Origin of the sequence: Vibrio stylophorae, assembly GCF_921293875.1 — a bacterium.
GTDB lineage: Bacteria > Pseudomonadota > Gammaproteobacteria > Enterobacterales > Vibrionaceae > Vibrio_A > Vibrio_A stylophorae.
In genome coordinates, this window is sequence record NZ_CAKLDI010000001.1 from 2,409,307 (window position 1) to 2,430,852 (window position 21,546).

At 48.9% G+C, this 21,546-nt stretch carries 20 protein-coding genes; 2 read left to right on the plus strand and 18 right to left on the minus strand.

What is annotated here, in order from left to right:
- Position 1: 1 nt before the first annotated feature.
- The 11 genes from L9P36_RS11210 to rlmD all read right to left on the minus strand — a co-directional run bounded on the left by L9P36_RS11210 (position 2) and on the right by rlmD (position 11,707).
- The gene (locus tag L9P36_RS11210) at positions 2-631 is read right to left on the minus strand and encodes a protein-L-isoaspartate(D-aspartate) O-methyltransferase (protein WP_237466862.1); all 630 of its coding nucleotides are present in this window, start codon (positions 629-631) and stop codon (positions 2-4) included.
- A gap of 24 nt (positions 632-655) precedes the next feature.
- Entirely contained in the window at positions 656-1,402 is a 747-nt protein-coding gene (gene surE / locus L9P36_RS11215) for a 5'/3'-nucleotidase SurE (RefSeq protein WP_237466863.1), read from the minus strand.
- A complete protein-coding gene (truD, locus tag L9P36_RS11220) occupies positions 1,383-2,405 on the minus strand; it encodes a tRNA pseudouridine(13) synthase TruD (protein ID WP_237466865.1) in 1,023 nt (340 codons plus the stop codon). Before truD ends, surE begins: the two co-directional genes overlap by 20 nt.
- Positions 2,405-2,890 (minus strand): 2-C-methyl-D-erythritol 2,4-cyclodiphosphate synthase, encoded by a 486-nt coding sequence (gene ispF, locus L9P36_RS11225; protein ID WP_237466868.1) that lies wholly within the window; start codon positions 2,888-2,890, stop codon positions 2,405-2,407. The genes truD and ispF overlap by 1 nt, the downstream gene beginning before the upstream one ends.
- Before the next feature lie 2 nt (positions 2,891-2,892).
- Complete coding sequence (gene ispD, locus L9P36_RS11230; protein WP_237466869.1) at positions 2,893-3,594, minus strand: 2-C-methyl-D-erythritol 4-phosphate cytidylyltransferase; 702 nt, start codon at positions 3,592-3,594, stop codon at positions 2,893-2,895.
- Positions 3,595-3,600: 6 nt separating this feature from the next.
- Positions 3,601-3,900 carry a cell division protein FtsB gene (gene ftsB / locus L9P36_RS11235; RefSeq protein WP_237466871.1) on the minus strand — a complete coding sequence of 100 codons (300 nt, stop codon included), beginning with the start codon at positions 3,898-3,900 and terminating at the stop codon, positions 3,601-3,603.
- Between the two features lie 212 nt (positions 3,901-4,112).
- Positions 4,113-5,414: a phosphopyruvate hydratase gene (gene eno, locus L9P36_RS11240; protein WP_237466873.1), complete on the minus strand. Its 1,302-nt coding sequence runs from the start codon at positions 5,412-5,414 to the stop codon at positions 4,113-4,115.
- 78 nt (positions 5,415-5,492) lie between these two features.
- Positions 5,493-7,133, minus strand: coding sequence for a CTP synthase (pyrG, locus tag L9P36_RS11245; RefSeq protein ID WP_237466875.1), 1,641 nt, complete (start codon positions 7,131-7,133; stop codon positions 5,493-5,495).
- Positions 7,134-7,271: 138 nt separating this feature from the next.
- Entirely contained in the window at positions 7,272-8,069 is a 798-nt protein-coding gene (mazG, locus tag L9P36_RS11250) for a nucleoside triphosphate pyrophosphohydrolase (protein ID WP_237466877.1), read from the minus strand.
- Positions 8,070-8,092: 23 nt separating this feature from the next.
- Positions 8,093-10,306 (minus strand): GTP diphosphokinase, encoded by a 2,214-nt coding sequence (gene relA / locus L9P36_RS11255; RefSeq protein ID WP_237466879.1) that lies wholly within the window; start codon positions 10,304-10,306, stop codon positions 8,093-8,095.
- A 72-nt stretch (positions 10,307-10,378) separates the two neighbouring features.
- Entirely contained in the window at positions 10,379-11,707 is a 1,329-nt protein-coding gene (gene rlmD, locus L9P36_RS11260; protein WP_237466881.1) for a 23S rRNA (uracil(1939)-C(5))-methyltransferase RlmD, read from the minus strand.
- A 100-nt stretch (positions 11,708-11,807) separates the two neighbouring features.
- Between rlmD and barA the strand changes: the two genes are divergently transcribed.
- Together barA and L9P36_RS11270 are read left to right on the plus strand one after the other, a co-directional pair.
- Positions 11,808-14,600 carry a two-component sensor histidine kinase BarA gene (gene barA / locus L9P36_RS11265; protein ID WP_237466883.1) on the plus strand — a complete coding sequence of 931 codons (2,793 nt, stop codon included), beginning with the start codon at positions 11,808-11,810 and terminating at the stop codon, positions 14,598-14,600.
- A 156-nt stretch (positions 14,601-14,756) separates the two neighbouring features.
- Positions 14,757-15,308, plus strand: a complete 552-nt coding sequence (locus L9P36_RS11270) for a hypothetical protein (protein ID WP_237466885.1) — start codon at positions 14,757-14,759, stop codon at positions 15,306-15,308.
- 61 nt (positions 15,309-15,369) lie between these two features.
- Here L9P36_RS11270 and acpS read toward each other — a convergent pair whose 3' ends face one another.
- The 7 genes from acpS to lepA are packed head-to-tail and all read right to left on the minus strand — an operon-like array spanning position 15,370 to position 21,522.
- Positions 15,370-15,756: a holo-ACP synthase gene (gene acpS, locus L9P36_RS11275; RefSeq protein ID WP_237466886.1), complete on the minus strand. Its 387-nt coding sequence runs from the start codon at positions 15,754-15,756 to the stop codon at positions 15,370-15,372.
- 19 nt (positions 15,757-15,775) lie between these two features.
- On the minus strand, positions 15,776-16,507 hold the full coding sequence (pdxJ, locus tag L9P36_RS11280) for a pyridoxine 5'-phosphate synthase (protein WP_237466888.1): 732 nt from the start codon (positions 16,505-16,507) through the stop codon (positions 15,776-15,778).
- Complete coding sequence (gene recO, locus L9P36_RS11285) at positions 16,504-17,214, minus strand: DNA repair protein RecO (protein ID WP_237466892.1); 711 nt, start codon at positions 17,212-17,214, stop codon at positions 16,504-16,506. The genes pdxJ and recO overlap by 4 nt, the downstream gene beginning before the upstream one ends.
- Positions 17,215-17,229: 15 nt before the next feature.
- Positions 17,230-18,135, minus strand: coding sequence for a GTPase Era (gene era / locus L9P36_RS11290; RefSeq protein ID WP_237466902.1), 906 nt, complete (start codon positions 18,133-18,135; stop codon positions 17,230-17,232).
- Positions 18,132-18,806: a ribonuclease III gene (gene rnc, locus L9P36_RS11295; protein ID WP_237466909.1), complete on the minus strand. Its 675-nt coding sequence runs from the start codon at positions 18,804-18,806 to the stop codon at positions 18,132-18,134. The genes era and rnc overlap by 4 nt, the downstream gene beginning before the upstream one ends.
- 14 nt (positions 18,807-18,820) lie before the next feature.
- Positions 18,821-19,717, minus strand: a complete 897-nt coding sequence (gene lepB, locus L9P36_RS11300; RefSeq protein ID WP_237466911.1) for a signal peptidase I — start codon at positions 19,715-19,717, stop codon at positions 18,821-18,823.
- A gap of 8 nt (positions 19,718-19,725) precedes the next feature.
- Entirely contained in the window at positions 19,726-21,522 is a 1,797-nt protein-coding gene (lepA, locus tag L9P36_RS11305; RefSeq protein WP_237466913.1) for a translation elongation factor 4, read from the minus strand.
- Between the last annotated feature and the right edge of the window lie 24 nt (positions 21,523-21,546).

Below are 21,546 nucleotides of genomic sequence, written 5' to 3' on the forward strand. Positions count from 1 at the left end.
CTTACCCCAGTGCACCCGCAACAAGCGGTACAAAATGCACAGATTCGATCAATTCTGTAACAAATGTGTCACCTGTGCGTGTCATGCGCTTCAATTGTTGCGCATTCTCACCCTCAGGTAACACCAATACACCACCATCTTTGAGCTGAGCTAAGAGCGCCTGCGGAAGGTAAGCTGCTGCTGCTGTTACCAAAATCGCATCAAATGGTCCTTTTGAAGCCCAGCCTTCCCAGCCATCCCCATGACGGGTTGAGACATTATGAATATCCAGCTGTTTTAAGCGACGTTTCGCTTGCCATTGTAGCGTCTTTATTCGCTCAACAGAAAAGACGTGGTTCACCAATTGCGCCAAAACTGCGGTTTGATAGCCTGAGCCAGTTCCGATTTCCAACACAATATCCGTCGGCTTCAAATTCAAAAGCTGGGTCATTTTCGCCACAATATATGGCTGTGAAATGGTCTGCCCTGAACCAATCGGTAAGGCATTATTTTCATATGCTTGATGGGCAAATGCTTCGTCAACAAATGACTCTCGCGGAAGATTTGCCATGCTCGCCAACAAGGTTTCATCATGAATCCCTTGGCTACGAAGAAAAGCAAGCAAGCGCTGCTTATCCCCTGGTACTGCCATGAATGTTCTCTCTTATTGTTGTTTTTAATCGAGCCACTGGCGCACATTGGCCATGGCTTGATGTGCTGTTAAATCTAAATCAAGCGGTGTAATGGATACCCAACCCTGATCGACAGCGTAAAAATCAGTGCCTTCACCCGCATCTTGCCGTCCGCCTGGGGGACCTAACCAATAGACGGTGTGTCCACGTGGATCAAGCTGTTTCACCATAGGCTCTGCGCGATGGCGTGCACCCAAGCGGGTCACTTGCATCCCCTGAATTTGCGCCAAAGGCAGATCTGGCACATTGACGTTCAAAACTTGCTTTAGCGCCTGCGGATTTTGCAGCCAACGGGTCACCAATTGCGAAGCAATGGCTGCTGCAGTATCAAAATGGTGTTTGCCCACCAAAGATAAAGCAATGGCTGGACATTGTAGAAAAAAGCCTTCAGTTGCAGCAGCGACAGTGCCGGAATAGAGCACATCTTCCCCCTGATTGGCACCATGATTAATGCCTGTTAATACTAAATCTGGCGGACTGCTCAGGAGCAATTCATTTAATGCAAAATGCACACAGTCTGTGGGCGTACCTTCCACTGCATATTGATTCAGCGCCACTTGCCGAACCCGCAGTGGCTGATCTAAGGTCAGTGAATTTGAGGCGCCAGAACGATTACGATCTGGCGCAACAACAGTCACACGCGAAACCAAAGGATGGGTTTCAATTGTTTGTGCAAGCGTCTGTAAGCCTTCAGCAAAAATGCCGTCATCATTACTCAGCAGAATATGCACGGCCATCCTCCGAGGTAAGCTGCGCAAGCTCACGCATCACGGTGGTGGCATAAGCACCCGCAGGCAGCGCAAAGGCAACCAACAGATCGCCCTCTTGCCATGACCATTGCATGGCTTGCGGATAAAGTAGCAAGGAACGGCGCTCTTGGCGCATACGGTTATCACGCAGTACCTGTAATAATTCTGGGTACTGATCCAAAATCGCTTGCTCAAACGCCTGCGCATCCGCTTGCGTTGGTAAGGCGTTATCACCCGCCATTGGGCCAGAAAGCAGCCAATCGGCTGGCATCTCACCTTGCCATGCTTGCGTTTGACCTTGCGCATCAATCAATAGATCGCCGGTCATTGGCGCTAAATTCATATCCGCAATCAAACGAGCAGAAAGCACTTCATTAAATAGATGACTACGTGCGGCTGAAAGATAAAAGCTACGCTTTTTCTTATCACGAACTCGAATTTCACCCGCGCCCCAACGCACGGCTTGCGTCACATTGTTACCATCGTGACCAAAACGCTGCTCACCAAAATAATTCGGTACACCTAAATCACGAATTTGGCTTAAGCGAGCATCGAGATCCTCTTTGGCATCAAGCTCAGTCACACGCAATTCAAAACGGTTCCCTTGCAGATCGCCAGGACGCAATTTTTTGTTATGACGACGCAGCGCCAGCACTTCTACACCTGGGTGCGTGGCCACAAATTCACTCAAATCAGGATCAGCTTGTCCTGGTAAATGAACACTCAGCCACTGCTCTGTCACGGCATGACGATCTTTTAAACCCGCCCAGCTGACTTCGCGAGATGAAACACCGCAGGCCTTTGCTAACTCATTAGCAACATATTGGGTATTTTCACCGGTTTTGCGAATATGCACCATCAAGTGCTCACCTTCGCCAGTGAACTCGTAACCCAGTTCTTCAACCACCACAAAATGTTCTGGTTTTGCTTTCAGTTTGCCAGTGCTCTTTGGCTCGCCAAAGCGATAGTGCCATGCTTGTTGCATTATTGATTCTCTTGTTTAGGCATTAGCAACACCACAGCTTCTGTGGCGATCCCCTCTTTTCTACCGGTAAAACCCAGCTGCTCAGAGGTGGTTGCTTTGACATTAATTTGATCGCGCTCAACGGCTAAATCAAGGGCGATGGTTTGGCACATCTGCTCGATATAGGGTGCCATTTTCGGCGCTTGCGCAATGATGGTGATATCCGCATTACCAAGCTGGTAGCCTTTTGCTTGCACCAATGCATAAACATGGCGCAGTAAGGCGCGGCTATCTGCCCCTTTAAATTGTGGATCAGTATCAGGAAAGTGCTTACCGATATCACCGGCCGCTATTGCGCCTAATAGCGCATCACTCAGTGCATGCAGAGCAACATCACCATCAGAATGAGCCAGCAAGCCTTGTTCATAAGGTATGGCAACACCGCCAATAATCACTGGGCCTTCACCACCAAATTTATGCACATCAAAGCCATGACCAATTCGCATCGCTAACTCTCCTGTTGGGCCCGGCGCATTAGATAAAACTGCGCTAAGGCTAAATCTTCGGGTTGGGTGATCTTGATATTATCGCCGCGTCCAGCTACTAACAGTGGGGCTAGACCATTGGCTTCAAATGCTGAAGCTTCATCGGTCAGCTGTAAACCACGCGCTTTCGCTGATTGCATATTGGCAATCAACTGCTTGGCTGGAAACAGCTGCGGCGTTAAAGCGTGCCATAAACCATTGCGATCCACACTATGATCACTGCACTGCTGGGCGTTAGCACTCTTCATGGTATCGCGCACTGGCATCGCTAGAATCCCACCCACAGGATGGTTAGTGGCTTGCTGAATCAGTTGATCAATATCTGCTAAATCTACGCAAGGGCGCGCCGCATCATGCACCAATGCCCAATCATCAGACGCAAGTTTGGCTAACGCTGCAAGCACCGAATCATCGCGCTCATCACCACCGATGACAGTTTCTACCTGTGGGTGCGCTGAAAGTGGCAAGGTTGCAAAATGTTGATCATTGGGATGCAAAGCAATCACCACCCGCTCTACGCGTGGGTGGCGCAATAATTGATGCACGGTATGCTCAAGTACGGTCTGCTCACCAATCATTAAATATTGTTTGGCGATATCCGCACGCATTCGCTGACCGATCCCTGCGGCAGGGACGACAGCAACAATAGAAATGGATTGTGTCACGGGTAATTACTCGGCTGTATCATCAAGATGACTTTCAGGCTCAATCACGCGGTAAAAGACTTCATCCGGCTTAATCATGCCAAGCTCATGACGGGCACGCTCTTCAATAGCGGCATTGCCTGATTTGAGATCATCAATTTCAGCCCACATTTGTGCGTTGCGCTGTTTTAACGCAACATTAGCTTGCGTCTCATGCGCAATATCTTGCTCAAGCTGATGATGATCACGCACCCCGTTCTTGCCATAGAGCAAAATACTACTCAGAAGCAATAATATAGCCGCAAAGAATAGGGTCAGCAGTCGCATTACTCGTGTTTACCTTAGGCTTCAAAGCCAACCGTGATTGAACGATAAAACTGAGGGCTAATCCTGCCATAAAGGCAGCATGGGCGCTAGCGTCTATGTCGCACTGGCGCATCCTCGCTCCATCTCAATTTTATCTTCTGCTGGCAAAAACAAAAACGCCCCGCAAAGCGAGGCGTTTTGTTCAGCTAAAAGCTAAGCCATTCAATAAAGAATTAAGCTTGGCCTTTCACTTCTTTAAGACCGTTGAAAGGCGCTTTAGAACCTAGAGCTTCTTCGATACGGATCAATTGGTTGTACTTAGCAACGCGGTCAGAACGGCTCATAGAACCAGTTTTGATTTGGCCGGCAGCAGTACCTACCGCTAGGTCAGCGATAGTTGCATCTTCAGTTTCGCCAGAACGGTGAGAGATAACTGCAGTGTAGCCAGCGTCTTTCGCCATCTTGATTGCAGCTAGAGTCTCAGTTAGAGAACCGATTTGGTTGAACTTGATAAGGATAGAGTTCGCGATACCTTTCTCGATACCTTCAGCAAGGATCTTAGTGTTAGTAACGAATAGATCGTCACCTACTAGTTGGATCTTGTCGCCAAGAAGTTGAGTTTGGTGTGCGAAACCAGCCCAATCAGACTCGTCTAGACCGTCTTCGATTGATTTGATAGGGAATTGCTCAACTAGACCAGCTAGGTAGTGGTTGAACTCTTCAGAAGTGAAGGTTTTGCCTTCGCCTTTCATGTTGTAGATGCCAGCTTCTTTGTCATAGAACTCAGATGCTGCACAGTCCATAGCAAGTGTTACGTCTTTACCTAGAACGTAGCCAGCTGCTGCAACTGCTTCTGCGATTACTTCTAGTGCTTCTGCGTTAGACTTAAGGTTTGGCGCGAAACCACCTTCGTCACCAACAGCAGTGTTGTAGCCTTTAGACTTAAGAACTTTTGCTAGGTTGTGGAATACTTCCGCACCGATGCGTAGTGCTTCTTTAAGAGTAGATGCGCCAACTGGTTGAATCATGAATTCTTGGATATCAACGTTGTTGTCTGCGTGCTCACCACCGTTGATGATGTTCATCATTGGTAGAGGCATAGAGAATACGCCAGGAGTGCCGTTTAGCTCAGCGATGTGCTCGTAAAGAGGCATGCCTTTTGCAGCAGCTGCTGCTTTTGCGTTTGCTAGAGAAACCGCTAGGATTGCGTTTGCACCGAAGTTAGATTTGTTTTCAGTGCCATCTAGATCGATCATGATTTGATCGATTTCAGCTTGTGCTTTCGCATCTTTGCCTAGAAGCGCTTGTGCGATTGGGCCGTTAACCGCTTCAAGAGCTTTAAGAACGCCTTTACCTAGGAAACGTGATTTGTCACCGTCACGTAGCTCAAGAGCTTCGCGTGAACCAGTAGAAGCACCTGATGGTGCTGCAGCCATACCTACGAAACCGCCTTCTAGGTGTACTTCTGCTTCTACAGTTGGGTTACCACGTGAATCGATAATTTCACGACCTAGAACTTTAACGATCTTAGACATTAATGTTTCCTCTCGTTGAATTTAAATGTCAAAACTAAAGGGGCGCTGCACCCTTGCAACTGCCCCATATCCTTTTATTTATTGCTCTAATTCACCGCGCTGATACTGACCAGCTGCTTTAACGAAACCAGCGAATAGCGGGTGGCCATCACGTGGTGTCGAGGTAAATTCAGGGTGGAACTGCGCAGCCACAAACCAAGGATGCGCTGGGTTCTCAATCACTTCCACCAGCTTCTTGTCCGCAGACAAGCCAGAGACTTTTAGACCAGCTTTTTCAATTTGCGGACGAAGATTGTTATTCACTTCATAACGATGGCGGTGACGCTCGTGAATGGTATCGCTGCCATAAAGTTCACGTGCTTTGGTACCTTTTTCAAGGTGACAAAGTTGTGAGCCTAGACGCATGGTACCACCCAGATCAGATTGCTCTGTGCGCTCTTCCACTTTACCTTCGCTATCCACCCACTCAGTGATCAAACCGACCACTGGGTACTTGGTCTCTTTATTAAATTCAGTTGAGTGTGCACCGGTCATACCCACAACATTACGTGCGTAGTCGATCAATGCCACCTGCATACCCAGACAAATGCCTAGGTATGGAATCTTGTTTTCACGTGCATATTGCGCTGCTTGAATCTTACCTTCAATACCACGGTCGCCAAAGCCACCAGGAACTAAGATTGCATCCAAACCTTCCAATACGCTCACGCCTTTGTTTTCGACGTCTTGTGAATCCACATACTTAATATGGACATTCAAACGATTTTTCAAGCCCGCATGTTTCAATGCTTCGTTTACAGACTTATATGCATCTGGTAGTTCGATGTATTTACCCACCATACCAATGGTCACTTCGCCCGTTGGATTGGCTTCTTCGTAAATCACTTGTTCCCACTCAGATAGGTCAGCTTCTTTTGCAGTGATACCAAAGCGGCTCACCACAAGATCATCCAAACCTTGAGATTTGATCAATTGTGGAATCTTGTAGATTGAATCCACATCTTTCATCGAGATCACAGCTTTCTCTTGCACGTTACAGAACAGTGCAATTTTCTTACGCTCGTTTGCTGGGATCATGCGATCGCTACGACAGATAAGAATGTCAGGCTGGATACCAATTGAAAGCAGCTCTTTTACAGAGTGTTGCGTTGGCTTGGTTTTCACTTCACCCGCAGCCGCAAGGTATGGCACCAAAGTTAGGTGCATAAACATCGCGCGCTCACGGCCTAGCTCAACAGCAAGCTGACGGATCGCTTCCATAAATGGTAGAGATTCGATATCACCTACAGTGCCGCCCACTTCCACGATCGCAATATCATGGCCTTGAGAGCCAGCGATCACGCGATCTTTGATCGCATTGGTGATATGAGGGATCACCTGAATGGTTGCACCAAGGTAGTCACCACGGCGTTCTTTGCGAAGTACATCGGCGTATACGCGGCCAGCAGTGAAGTTGTTACGCTTGGTCATTTTAGTGCGAATAAAACGCTCATAGTGACCAAGGTCAAGGTCAGTTTCAGCGCCATCTTCCGTGACGAACACTTCACCGTGTTGAGTTGGGCTCATAGTGCCCGGGTCAACGTTGATGTAAGGGTCAAGCTTCATCATGGTCACATTCAGACCACGAGCTTCTAAAATCGCTGCCAATGATGCAGCAGCAATACCTTTACCTAGTGAGGATACCACCCCGCCAGTCACAAAAATGTAATTCGTTGTCATGCGTAACCTGAGAATTGGTTTGTAAGAGGGTTTACAGAGTCTTTTACTGGACGGGAAATTAGTATACCAGAGCCCCTATCTTGCGACAACGTGAAAACTATCACAGACGCTCAACTAATTTGTTGTGGTATATCAAATTCACTCAGTCTGTTTGACTTTTTGCCAGTACGCTTCAAGGGTAGCCAAATCACACTGGCTCAGTTCTTTTTTTTCCGCGCGAGCAAAATCCTCAACACCGCGAAAACGTCGCATGAATTTATCATTGGCTTGGCGCAGTGCCATTTCAGGCTTCACACCCACATGACGGGCTAAATTAACCACTGCAAAAAGGAGATCACCCACCTCTTCTTGCACCTTGTGTGGATTGACTTGCGCCGCTTCAACCTCGGCCATCACCTCATCAATCTCTTCGCGAACCTTATCCACGACAGGCGGCAGTTGGTCCCAATCAAAGCCCACTTTGGCACAGCGTTTTTGAATCTTTTCCGCTTGCATCAAGGCAGGAAACTGACGCGGAATATCATCTAATAGATGCACTTGCCCTTTGGCTGCGCGCTCTTTCGCTTTTTCAGCTTCCCAAATCGGCGACACCGCCTCAGCGGAGCTTGGTGACAATGCAGTATTAGCAAAGACATGGGGATGACGACGCGTGAGCTTCTCTGCCAAATTGGTCAGAATATCCGCCATCTCAAAGTGACCTTGTTCTTTGCCCATCTGCGCATAAAAGATCACCTGAAATAGCAAATCCCCCAACTCATCTTTGAGCGCAGGCCAATCCTGTTTATCGATGGCATCTAGCACCTCGTAGGTTTCTTCGAGGGTATAGGGCGCAATGGATACAAAATCTTGCGCGCAATCCCAAGGACACCCCGATTGCGGATCGCGCAGCTGCGCCATGATGGACAAAAGGCGCTCTAGGTGTTGCTGCTCACTCATATGATTCGTTCCACAATCTTTGATTAGTACAAACGGCTGGCTTCGAGCACGTCATTAATGCCTTCGATGCGCAATGCAACGCGCTGCATGGTTTCCACATGGGCAAGCTCGAGCTCAAAATCCATCACGGTGAGATGCTGCTTGTAATCGGTACGGCTTTTCATACCCGCCACTTTGATTTTTTCATTGGCGAGAACCGTGGTGATATCTTTCAAAAGACCAGTACGCTCATTGGCAGTGACGCGTAAGGTCAGAAGATAGCTGCCTTTAAACTCATCGCCCCAGACGGTTTCAATCATGCGTTCAGGCGCATGGTGGCGCAGCTCTTCAAGCTGTTCACAATCAGCGCGGTGCACTGAAATACCGCGACCTTGGGTCACATAACCGACAATTTCATCCCCCGGAATCGGCTGGCAGCAACGAGCCAAGTGCGACATCAGGTTATCCACGCCTTGTACCACGATGGCATCTTGGCGCACTTTTTTACGTGGCTTGTTGTCAGTGTCACTGAGCTTTTCTAAAAGCTGCTGATCTTCCTCTTCCGCCGTTGGGCTATTGAGCAAGGTATTGAGATGATTGGTGAGCTGATGAATACGAATATCACCACTGCCCACACCAGCGCACAGCTCCTCAAGCGAGTTGACATTAAAACGCTTGGTGGAGTGTTTCTCCGCATCCTTGATCGATAAGTGCAGTTTCTCGAGCTCTGTTTCAAGGATCTCTTTCCCTGCTGCGATGTTTTTATCGCGATCTTGTTTGCGGAACCACGCGTGGATCTTAGCGCGTGCACGGCTTGATTTGACAAAACCTAAGTTTGGATTGAGCCAATCACGTGATGGATTGGGCTCTTTTTGAGTAATAATTTCGACCTGATCGCCCATGCTGAGCAAATAGGTAAAGGGTACTATACGGCCGCCGACCTTGGCACCAATACAGCGATGCCCCACTTCCGAGTGAATATGGTAAGCAAAATCGAGCGGTGTGGCTTCACTCGGTAGGTCAACCACATCGCCTTTGGGCGTAAAGGCATAAACGCGATCATCAAAGACTTGGCTGCGAAGCTCATCCAGCACTTCACCAGCATCTTGCATCTCTTCTTGCCATGCCAGCAATTTGCGAAGCCATGCAATTTTCTGATCATAGGCAGAGCGACCACTGCTGCCCTCTTTGTATTTCCAGTGCGCAGCGACGCCTAGCTCAGCATCATCATGCATCTGCTGGGTGCGAATCTGAATCTCAACCGTTTTACCGTTAGGGCCAAGAACTACGGTATGAATTGACTGATAGCCGTTGGGTTTAGGGTTGGCGACATAGTCATCAAACTCACTAGGAAGATGACGATATTTGGTATGCACCACGCCCAGCGCGGCGTAACAATCTTGCAGACGCTCAGCAATAATACGCACGGCGCGCACGTCAAAGAGCTCATCAAAGGCCAAGCTCTTTTTCTGCATTTTGCGCCAAATGCTGTAGATATGTTTAGGGCGACCATACACTTCAGCACGGATCCCGCCCTCTTTCATCGCCTCATCAAGGTCGGCAACGAAATGCTCAATGTATTGTTCGCGGTCAATACGGCGCTCAGCCAACTGCTTAGCGATGGTTTTATAGGTATTGGGGTGCTGATAGCGAAAGGCGTAATCTTCAATTTCCCATTTAAGCTGACCAATGCCCAAACGGTTTGCTAGTGGCGCATAGATGTTGGCACACTCGCGCGCGACCAACAGACGCTCTTGCTCATCATGGCTTTTCACTTCACGCAAATAACAGATACGTTCAGCAAGCTTGATGATCACGCAGCGGAAATCTTCCACCATGGATAGTAACATGTGACGCACGTGGTCCACTTGGCTCGACGACGCTGAGCCTTCCGTGGTGGCGTTGAGCTGACGAATGGCGGCCATCATCTGCACACCATCGATCATCTTAGCAATGCTACTACCGTGCTCTTCAAGGACAGTTTCACGGTCAAGGACGCCGGCTTCAACCAAAGGAAAGAGCAAGGCGGCAAGCAAAGTGTCACCATCCATACTCAAGGTATTGAGGATCTCCACCATCTCGCGGCCGCGCCACAGCAGCAGCTCGGCCTGCTCATGGCCGGATACGGCTTGCTGACATTGAGGATAAGCCTGTACTAATCGCTTGGCTATCGCATCATCCAATGCCAATAAATTCACCCAAGTCTGCCCATCAAGGGGCTGCGCATCGGTCAAATGCGCACCGCGAACTGCAACCATGTTCTTTCCTAATTCCTATACGCCATCAACGATCCTAAATGACACCACCCGCCCTTGGATGACCTCAATCTTTTAAGTTTCGCGAACAAAAAGCGCCATTGATTCTAAGTGGCCAGTATGCGGAAACATATCCAACATGCCAAGCCTTACCAGTCGATAGCCAGCGGCATAAAGTGCTTCACTATCCCGTGCCATCGTCGCTGAATGACAAGACACATAAACAATATGAGTAGGCGCTAAAGTAATGATTTGACTCATGACTTCACGCGCACCTGCGCGTGCTGGGTCAAGCAGCACTTTATCGACGCCTTGCTGCGCCCAATCAAACTTCGACACATCCGCACTGAGATCCGCATGATAAAACTGCGCATTGTTGATCCCTTGCGCCTTGGCATTTTCACGTGCGCGCAGCACCATCTCTTCAACGCCTTCAACACCAATCACCTGCTGGACATGCTTGGCCAGCGGTAAGGTGAAATTGCCGAGGCCACAGAACAGATCCAACACCCGATCGCTGCTTTTTAGCGCGAGCCAATCAAGGGCTTGTGCCACCATTTGGCTATTCACCTTGGCATTGACCTGCATAAAGTCATTGGGACCCACGGCAATTTGGCATTGCGCTACCTCATAGTGATCAGCATGCCCGAGCAAGCACTGATAATCTTTACTGCTTTCAGCAAAATAAAAATTCAGTTGGTGTTGCTTAGCAAATTCGAGCCACAACGCTTGGTCACAGGCTTTCATTGGCCCTTGGTGACGAAGGCTTAATTGTACGCCATTGGCCAGTAACGCCAGCTGAATATGACCCAGTGCGCGTTTCTGGCTATGCTTTGCAACCAAAGCTTGAAGCTGCGGTAATAACGCATTGAGCTCAGCAGCCAGTACCGGACAATCATCCACCACCACCACTTCTTTACTGGCGCGGGCACGAAAACCTAATTGATATTCACCTTGATGATTCGGCGCAATACTCAAACGCGCGCTGCGACGGTAGTGCCAGCAATCACCTTCAACGGGTTGTGCTTGCGCTGCCACGGCAGCTGCATCGCCACCTTGACGCATCAGCTGCGCTAGACTTTGCTGTTTATGCGCGACCTGCGCATCATGAGGTAAGTGCTGCAAATTACAGCCACCACAACGGCCATAGTGCGGACAAGCAGGCGCAACACGATCAGCGCTTGGCTCAAGAATGCGAATTAATTTCGCCTGAGCGTAGCGACGTTTATCTTCGATAATTTGCGCCAGCACCGACTCTCCGGCCAATGCGCCAGGAATAAATACCGCCTTGCCTTGCCAGTGTGCAATGCCCACACCTTGATGGTCTAAGCGCTCAACCTGCATGGTTTGATGCTGCTGCGAAACTGATTTTTTACGAGGTGTTGGCTTAAAAAAACGGGCCATGGTGCGGTGACTCACTGAATTGAAGATGAAAAATTGTCGAATGCGGTGAACTTCTTTAAGCTAAACGCAAGCTTGCTTATTCTCCCATAGATGATTGCCAATGACCAAGTATGGACTGCGCGCGCGCGTCATTACCCTTACCCTAGCCCCGACTTTGATCATCGGGTTACTCCTCAGTGCCTATTTTACGCTCAACCGTTATCACGACTTAGAAAATCAACTAGTCGAAACGGGCGCCAGCATTGTCGAGCCATTGGCGATTTCAACTGAATATGGCATGAGCGCCAATAGCCGTGAAGAGGTGCGTCGCCTTCTCAGCTATGTCCATCGCAAACACTCTGACATCATTCGAAGTATTGCAGTGTTTGACGATGACAACCGACTATTTGTCACCTCAAATTTTCACCGTAATTTTGATCTGCTGAAATTTCCTGACAATCAACCGATTCCGCAATCACTGTCCATTAGCCAGCACCAAGACCATTTGGTCTTACGCGCGCCCATTTTAGCCGAAGCGCGATTTGACCAAACCGACAATCAGGTCACCATGGCCGTACTGGGTTACGTCGCCTTAGAGCTCGATTTAGCGCCGCTTCGCTTAGCCCAATATCGTGAAATCAGCGTTGCACTCAGCGTGCTACTTTTTGGCCTGCTGCTTTCCGGACTCTTTGCCTATCGCCTATTAAAGGATGTTTCACGTCCAGTGCGACATATGGTCAATGTGGTGGACCAAATTCGCCGTGGCCATTTAAACGTGCGCATTGAAGGAAAATTACTCGGTGAGCTCGACACCCTGAAAAATGGCATTAACGCCATGGCTATTTCATTGTCCGATTATCATGTGGAGATGCAGCAAAGCATCGATCAGGCCACCTCTGATCTGCGCGAAACCTTAGAGCAACTTGAGATTCAAAACGTCGAGCTCGATATCGCGAAAAAACGCGCGCAGGAAGCAGCTCGCGTGAAATCAGAGTTCTTAGCCAATATGTCGCATGAACTGCGCACGCCGCTCAATGGGGTAATTGGCTTTACTCGGCAAATGCTCAAAACACGGCTCAGCCCAAGTCAGCAAGACTATTTACAGACCATTGAAAAATCAGCCAACAACCTGCTGACCATCATCAATGACATTCTTGATTTCTCAAAACTAGAAGCCGGCAAGCTGGTTCTAGAAACCATTCCTTTTGATTTCTACGACAACCTCGATGAAGTAGCCCGCCTACTTGCGCCAAGTGCCCACGATAAAGGCTTGGAGCTAACTCTTAATATCGATCCGGCGATTCCTGCGGGCTTGGTTGGCGACCCACTGCGCATTCAGCAAGTGCTCACCAACTTGGTGGGCAATGCGGTGAAATTTACCGAGCGTGGCAATATCGATATCAGCGTCGAGGTCAAAGCCCAACATGACGATGGTATTGAGCTGCAATTTATCGTGAAAGATAGCGGCATCGGCATCTCTGAGCGCCAGCAAGCTGAGCTATTTCAAGCCTTTCGACAGGCTGATGCCAGCATCTCTCGGCGTTATGGCGGCACCGGCTTAGGACTGGTGATCACCCAAAAATTAGTCTCTGAAATGGGCGGCGAAATTAATATGAAAAGCCGCCTACACAAAGGCTCAACGTTCTGGTTTAACCTGCGTTTGCACAAAACCGATTTACCCGTTTCTCAGCATTTGGATATTTCACAATTGCAGGGACAACGCATTTTGCTGATTGAGCCCAATCGCCAAGCTGCCGCCGTACTTCAGCAGCAGCTTAGCTTTGCCGGTTTGCAAGTCACCTATCGCTCAACCCTGCCCGAGCGCATGGTTCAACACGATTACGCCCTGCTCTGTCTCTCACCCGGACCGCAGCCACCAATCAGCAGTTTGCTGGCGCAAATTCAGCACATTCAGATGCACAGCAAACACTGTGTAGTGAGCCTACCAAGCACTGAACTTGCACTGTCAGAGCAGCTGCTCAATAGCGGCATCGATGCCTGCATTGGTAAACCGCTATCACCGCGCAAACTTTATGAAGCGCTGCTGAGTCATCGCCCGCAGCAACTTCTTTCAAATCCTGCGCCTGAAAGTGAAACGCCAAAGCTGCCACTACGCGTACTGGCTGTTGACGACAACCCAGCCAACCTCAAACTCATCGCGGCGCTATTACAAGAGCGCGTCGAGCAGGTCTATCGCGCCAGCTCTGGCAGACAAGCGCTACAACTGGCGCAGGATCATAGTTTTGATTTGATCTTTATGGACATTCAAATGCCCGAGATGGATGGCGTGACCACCCTTAAGCAGTTGCGACAGCTCAAACGCCATGGCCAGACACCGGTCATTGCCGTGACGGCTCACGCCATGGCAGGTGAGCGAGAGCGCTTGCTCGCTGAAGGAATGGATGACTATTTAACCAAACCCATTGAAGAAGCGATTTTGGAACAAACGCTGATTCGTTGGGGTGGACAAATGGATCCCGCAACACCATCACTCACCACACTAACCATTGAGCAACCGACGGTACCTGCACCCGTGCGCTCAACCAAGGTGATTGATTGGCCGCTGGCACTTCGCCAAGCAGCCGGTAAAGTAGATCTCGCGCGCGAAATGCTGAGCATGCTGATCGATTTTGTACCGCAAGTACAACAAGAGATAGAGCGCGCACTCAAGGATCTCAACACCGCGGATGGCCAAGCCCTCACCGCCATTATTCATAAATTGCATGGCAGCTGCGCCTATAGCGGAGCACCGCGGGTTAAAGCGTTATGCGCCACCCTAGAAACCGCGCTTAAATCGGGACAAACGTTGCCGCAACTTGAGCCTGAATTATCTGAGCTGGTGGATGAGCTGAAAAATCTGTGCAAAGCGGCGCCCGAATATTTGCAGCAACATACCGCGCAACATCCGCATTAACACAATGGCTGCAAATCGTTTTTGCTGCATTATGCAATCGAAGCCTCAGTGCATCGTTCACACAGGGACAGCGCACAAACTCTCACCAAGGCGATTTATTTTTTGTAGTGAATTAGGTATAACCACAGCCATTGCAAATCAGTGAGCATGAATCAAATGGAACAAAAGAGTGCGTCCTTTTTTCTAAAACGCGGCCTTAAAATCATCGTCTCTGCAATTTTTCCACCCTATGGTGTGTATTGGCTGATTCATAGCGGTTTGTGTCGAAACCACCCCAATCGCTTTAAATATGCCATTGCAGGAGGCGCGACTACCGCAGCGCTACTGATTGGTTATGTGCAATATATGCAGCACCAAGAATCCACACATGCCGCCTCTTTAGGGCTCAGCATGGAACAATATCGCGCTTATGCGGTTTGCGAAAAATACATGCCAGTTGCGCAGTTTTTGCAAATCGAAGCGGACGCAAAAGCGATGAACCGCCCTGCGGCCTATGAGTATTTATTCCAATGCGATTTAGCCAAAATGACGCCAAATGCACGTGCAGAATTTGAAGCCATGGCGGCCAAAGAAGGCTTAACCCTGCGTCAGCTTCACAGCTATGAGCAATTTAAAGAGCAGCTCTCTTTGGCTCAATACAAAGAAGCGCTCGATAAAAAAGCGAATAATCTGCCATCGGATGCAAATACCCCTGAAATCGCAGATTAGTCGCTCATATCAGCCATAAAAAAACCGCTCATTTGAGCGGTTTTTTTATGTGGTTTGCAGCCTATAAACGAGATTCAAAAATCACCGTCGCCACGGCATAGCGCTTTTCATCAGAAATCGATAGATGATGTGCAATATCGCCTTGCGCAGCGAGCAGAACTTGCGCCTGACCCGTAATCACAAGATAGGGCTTTCCCTGTTCATCATTGCGCACTTCAAAATCATGCAAACTCACGCCCGCAGCAATCCCTGTTCCTAAGGCTTTTGCCGCTGCTTCTTTAGCGGCGAAACGCTTGGCCAAATAACGTGCTTGGCGTTTTGAGTCGGTAAAACATTGATACTCAAATTCAGTCAAAATACGCCGAGCCAAACTGTCACCCGTGCGCTCAAGTGCCGCTTCAATACGTGCGATTTCAGCGATATCTGTTCCCAATCCAATAATGGCCATAAACTCTCGCGTAGAATTGTTAAGCGCGGGCGCTCTCAACCAATTGCTTCATATCAGCAACGGCTTTTGCCAAACCATCAAACAGGGCGCGGCCCATAATAGAATGGCCGATATTCAGCTCATAAATCTCAGGTAGCGCTGCAATCGCTTGCACATTGTGATAGGTCAAGCCATGACCTGCATTAACCATCAAACCAATGCTATGGGCATAACGCGCGCCTTCGGCGATCTCAGCCAATTCTTTGGCCTGCGCTTCTTCAGTTTCAGCATCTGCATAATGGCCAGTGTGCAGCTCAATAAATGGCGCGCCACAGGCTTTTGCCGCATCAATTTGCGCTTTATCTGGCGCGATAAAGAGTGACACTTTAATCCCAGCGGCGCTCATTTTTTCAGTGGCCGCTTTGACGCGCGCAAATTGCCCAACCACATCCAAGCCACCTTCAGTGGTTACTTCTTGGCGTTTTTCTGGTACCAAGCACACATATTCAGGCTGGGTTTCAAGGGCGATAGCGACCATTTCATCGGTCACGGCCATCTCAAGGTTCATGCGTGTTTGTAGAGTTTCACGCAAAATACGCACATCACGATCTTTGATATGACGACGATCTTCACGCAAGTGAATGGTGATGCCAGCAGCGCCTGCGCGCTCAGCGACTTCAGCTGCATGGACGGGATCGGGATATTTGGTGCCACGTGCATTTCGCAACGTTGCGACGTGATCAATATTCACGCCAAGTAAAGCGGGTTTCATGATGGACCACTCCTTCGCTGTGGTAAGAATAATTCTCTGCTTTTTAACGGCTTAGAGCCAAGATACGGCTTTAATGCTAAGCGTGTAAAGCGTTTTGCTGCCTGCAATTGGTCACGATCTGTAAACTCACGGCTGGCCAATGCTTTGAGCTGATGGCCAGTAAAGGACCACTGGCTGGGTTTTAAAGAGGCGATAAAGCCAAGCTGCTCGCGATAAAGGTAAGTCATGGTGTCGCTCACCGGCTCACCACTACCAGCGCAGTGCAAGAAATCAACACCATAGCCAAGATGCTCAAGCAGTGCTAATTCAAAGCGGCGCAACGCCGGCTCAGGATTATTGGCTTGCGCCAATTCGCGCAGCGCATTGAGGTAATCAAGGAAAAGTTCGGGATAGGATGTATGAGGTGCAAGCACACGAGCCAGCACCTCATTGAGGTATAAACCAGAATAGAGAATGGGGCCAAACAGGGGTAAACCCAAGCTCAGCGCTTCAGCATGGGTCAGAATCGGCAAACTGCCGCGGCCTGACCATTTTCCAAGCAGCGGAATAAAGGGCTGAAGTGCACCCTTCACACGCGAGCGTTTGGCTCTTGCCCCTTTCGCGATCACCGTCAGGCGACCCTCTTTTTCAGAAAAGAGATCAACCAGTAAGCTGGTTTCGCTATAGGGACGGCTATGGAGCACGAAGCAGCGTTGGAGTCCCTCCATCCCCCATATCCTTATTTAGAGATCGTCGATATAACCTAGGCTACGCAGCGCTCGTTCGTCATCTGCCCAACCTGATTTCACTTTCACCCAAAGCTCTAGATAGACTTTGCGCTCAAACAGCTCTTCCATATCCAAGCGCGCTTGACGACCAATGGTTTTGATCTTCTCGCCCGCTTTACCGATGATCATCTTCTTCTGACCTTGGCGTTCCACCAAAATCAGACCGTTGATCTCAAAACCATCGGTGGCAGGGTTATAGTCAAAACGCTCAATCTCAACTGTCACTGAATAAGGCAGCTCATCACCAGTAAAACGCATCAGTTTTTCACGGATGATTTCTGAAGCCATAAAGCGCTGTGAACGGTCAGTCACATACTCTTCAGGGAAGTGGAATGGCGCTTCAGGAAGATACTCACGTACACGTTTTTCAACGGCGTCTAAGTTGGTGCCGTGCTTCGCAGAAACAGGAATCACATCGACGAAATCCATCTTCTCAGAAAGCTGCTGCAGATGCGGGAATAGCTCTGCTTTTTCTCTCACGTTATCCACTTTGTTCAAAAGCAAAATGGTTGGGAAGTTAGACTTGCGCAGCTTGGTGAGTACCATCTCGTCATCAGCGGTCCACTGGGTGCCATCAACAAGGAATAGCACCAAGTTCACATCACTCAAACTGGAGTTGGCCGCACGATTCATCAAGCGGTTAATCGCGCGTTTTTCTTCAATATGAAGTCCCGGTGTATCCACATAAATCGCCTGATAATTATCGCGGGTATCAACCCCCATAATACGGTGACGCGTGGTTTGCGGTTTGCGCGAGGTAATCGAAATCTTCTGACCAAGCAGACGATTCAACAGGGTGGATTTGCCAACATTTGGTCGGCCAACGATGGCGATAAAGCCACAGTGTTCTTTTTCGATCATGCTTCTAACTGCTGTAGTGCCAACTCAGCTGCTGCCTGCTCTGCTTTGCGTCGGCTGCTGCCTTTACCAATGACAGGGGCATCCAGCCCAGCCACATCACATTGCACCGTAAACTGCTGGTTATGCGCCTCACCTTGAATATGAATCACGTTATATTCAGGCAATGGCTGACGGTGCCCCTGCAAGCGCTCTTGCAGGCGAGTTTTCGGGTCTTTTTGATTTACCCCAGGCTGAATTGTGCTCAATCGGCTTTGGTACCAGGCCAGAACAATGCTCCGAACCGTTTCAATATCACTATCGAGGTAAACAGCACCAATGATAGCTTCAACGGCATCGGCCAAAATCGACTCACGACGGAAACCGCCGCTTTTTAGCTCACCTGGGCCAAGGGCCAGATGATCGCCAAGCTCAAATTCACGGGCCAATTCGGCCAAGGTTTTACCACGCACTAAAGTTGCACGCATGCGGCTCATGTCGCCTTCGTTTACTTTTGGAAAGCGGTGGTAAAGGTCATCAGCAATGACCAAACTCAAAATTGAGTCGCCTAGAAATTCTAGACGCTCATTGTGCTGGCTGTTGGCGCTACGGTGAGTCAACGCCAACTGAAGGTGCTGAATGTTTGTAAATTGATACCCCAGCTTGCGCTGAAGTTTGTTATTAGGAGAAGTCATCGTCTCTAATTTGTTTATTCAATGGCACCAATGCGTTCAAAGCGAATGTTACTTGGAACAAAGCTTAAAACGCTCTCTTTTGGTCGGTTAAATTCAAAGCTAGTCCAGATTGCAACCGCTTTCCCCACCAAGTTTCCTTCTGGCACAAAGCCCCAGAAACGGCTATCAAAACTATTGTCGCGATTATCACCCATCACAAAGTAGTAACCCTCTGGCACCACCCATTCACCACGACCAGGAATCGGACGATAGTTCATCACAGGTGTTTCTACCGCAGGGTTTTTCAAAATCTGATAGGCGCGATCGCCCTGTTTTTCCGTTTGCTCCGTAAGCATCACCCCATCTTGGTAAAAACCACTAGGTTGCTGCTGACTTTGCGGCAAGATATGGCAAGTATGATCGCCTTTTGGCTGCACACACAAACGCTTATCTCGGCTATAACGAACAGTATCACCCGGCAAACCAATCACACGTTTGATGTAATCGGTATTTGGCTCTGGTGGGAATTTAAATACCACCACATCGCCATGCTCAGGCTCACCTGTTTTCACCAATTTATGACGAAAAACAGGATCGCGAAGACCGTAGGCAAATTTCTCCACCAGAATAAAATCACCTTCCAATAGGGTTGGCATCATGGATCCTGATGGAATTTGAAATGGCTCGTAAATAAACGAGCGTAGAATCAAGACAAAAGCCAATACCGGAAACACTGAGGCTGGCGTCTCAATCCATGATGGAATTGGAACCAGCTTATCTAGCGTTTTTTCATCAACTTGCTCACCAAGCTCCGCTTTAGCCTGAGCACGCTTTAACGCGCGCGCTGGCGCAAAACGAAACTTATCCAACGCCCACACAATACCTGTGGCAAGCGTTAGCAGGGTTAAAATGAGTGAAAAGGTATTGGCCATTGTTTGTCCTACTTATCCTTGCCCACGTGCAAAATGGCCAAAAACGCTTCTTGTGGCAGTTCGACGTTACCGATCTGCTTCATACGTTTTTTACCTTCTTTTTGCTTCTGCAATAGTTTCTTCTTACGGCTTATATCGCCACCGTAACACTTAGCGGTTACGTTTTTACGCAACTGCTTCACGGTTGAACGCGCGATGATATGGTTACCAATCGCCGCTTGAATAGCGATATCAAATTGCTGGCGTGGAATGAACTCTTTCATCTTCTCAACCAAATCACGACCACGGCCTTGTGCGTTGTCTTGGTGAGTGATCACCGCAAGCGCATCGACACGGTCGCCGTTAAGAAGAATATCCACACGCACCATTTTCGAGATTTCATAGCGCTGGAAGTTGTAATCCAAAGACGCGTAACCACGTGAGGTTGATTTCAAGCGATCGAAGAAATCAAGCACCACTTCCGCCATTGGAATATCGTAAGTCAAAGCGACTTGGTTACCGTGATACACCATATCCACTTGCATACCGCGTTTTTCGATACACAGGGTAATCACGTTACCGAGGTATTCACTTGGCACCAAGATATTACAGCGCGCAATCGGCTCACCGATGGTATTGATATCATTGACCGCAGGTAGTTTCGCAGGACTGTCGACATACAGCATGGTGCCGTCTGTCTTTTTCACTTCATACACTACGGTTGGCGCTGTAGTGATCAGCTCAAGATCATATTCACGCTCTAGACGCTCTTGAATAATCTCCATGTGCAACATGCCAAGGAAACCACAACGGAAACCAAAGCCAAGTGCTGCTGAGTTTTCTGGCTCATAGAACAAGGACGCATCGTTGAGGCTCAATTTACCCAGCGCATCACGGAAGTTTTCATAATCATCCGAGGAGATTGGGAATAGGCCCGCGTAAACCTGAGGTTTTACTTTTTTAAAGCCCGGTAGCGGTGTATCACTACCATTTTTCGCCAAGGTCAAGGTATCGCCCACAGGCGCACCAAGAATATCCTTGATACCACAAACAACCCAGCCCACTTCGCCGGTATTCAGTTCGTTCGTGTCGACTTGTTTTGGCGTAAAGATACCCAAACGATCCACACCCCAAACTTGGCCTGTGGTCATCACTTTGATCTTGTCGTTTTTCTTCAGTGAGCCGTTTTTAATGCGCACCAAAGAAACCACGCCAAGGTAGTTATCAAACCAAGAGTCGATGATTAGCGCTTGTAGTGGAGCATCTGGATCGCCTTCTGGCGCAGGAATACGCTTAACGATATCTTCCAGAACCAAATCCACACCAAGGCCAGTTTTGGCTGAGCACTTGGTTGCATCGAGAGCGTCAATACCAACAATCTCTTCAATCTCTTCTGCCACACGCTCAGGATCTGCCGCAGGCAAATCGATTTTATTGAGGACGGGCACGACTTCAAGGTCCATCTCAATTGCGGTGTAACAGTTTGCCAAGGTCTGTGCTTCCACACCCTGACCGGCATCGACCACCAATAGCGCACCTTCACAAGCGGCTAGAGAGCGGGATACCTCGTAGGTAAAGTCAACGTGCCCTGGAGTATCAATGAAGTTCAATTGATAGGTTTCGCCGTCATTGGCTTTGTAGTTCAGGGTCACACTTTGGGCTTTAATCGTAATACCACGCTCGCGCTCAAGATCCATTGAGTCGAGTACCTGGTCGGCCATTTCACGATCAGTTAAACCACCACATACTTGGATAAGGCGGTCAGATAAGGTCGATTTGCCATGGTCGATATGGGCAATAATCGAAAAGTTACGAATATGCTTCATGGATGGGCGTGAAAACTCGCAATT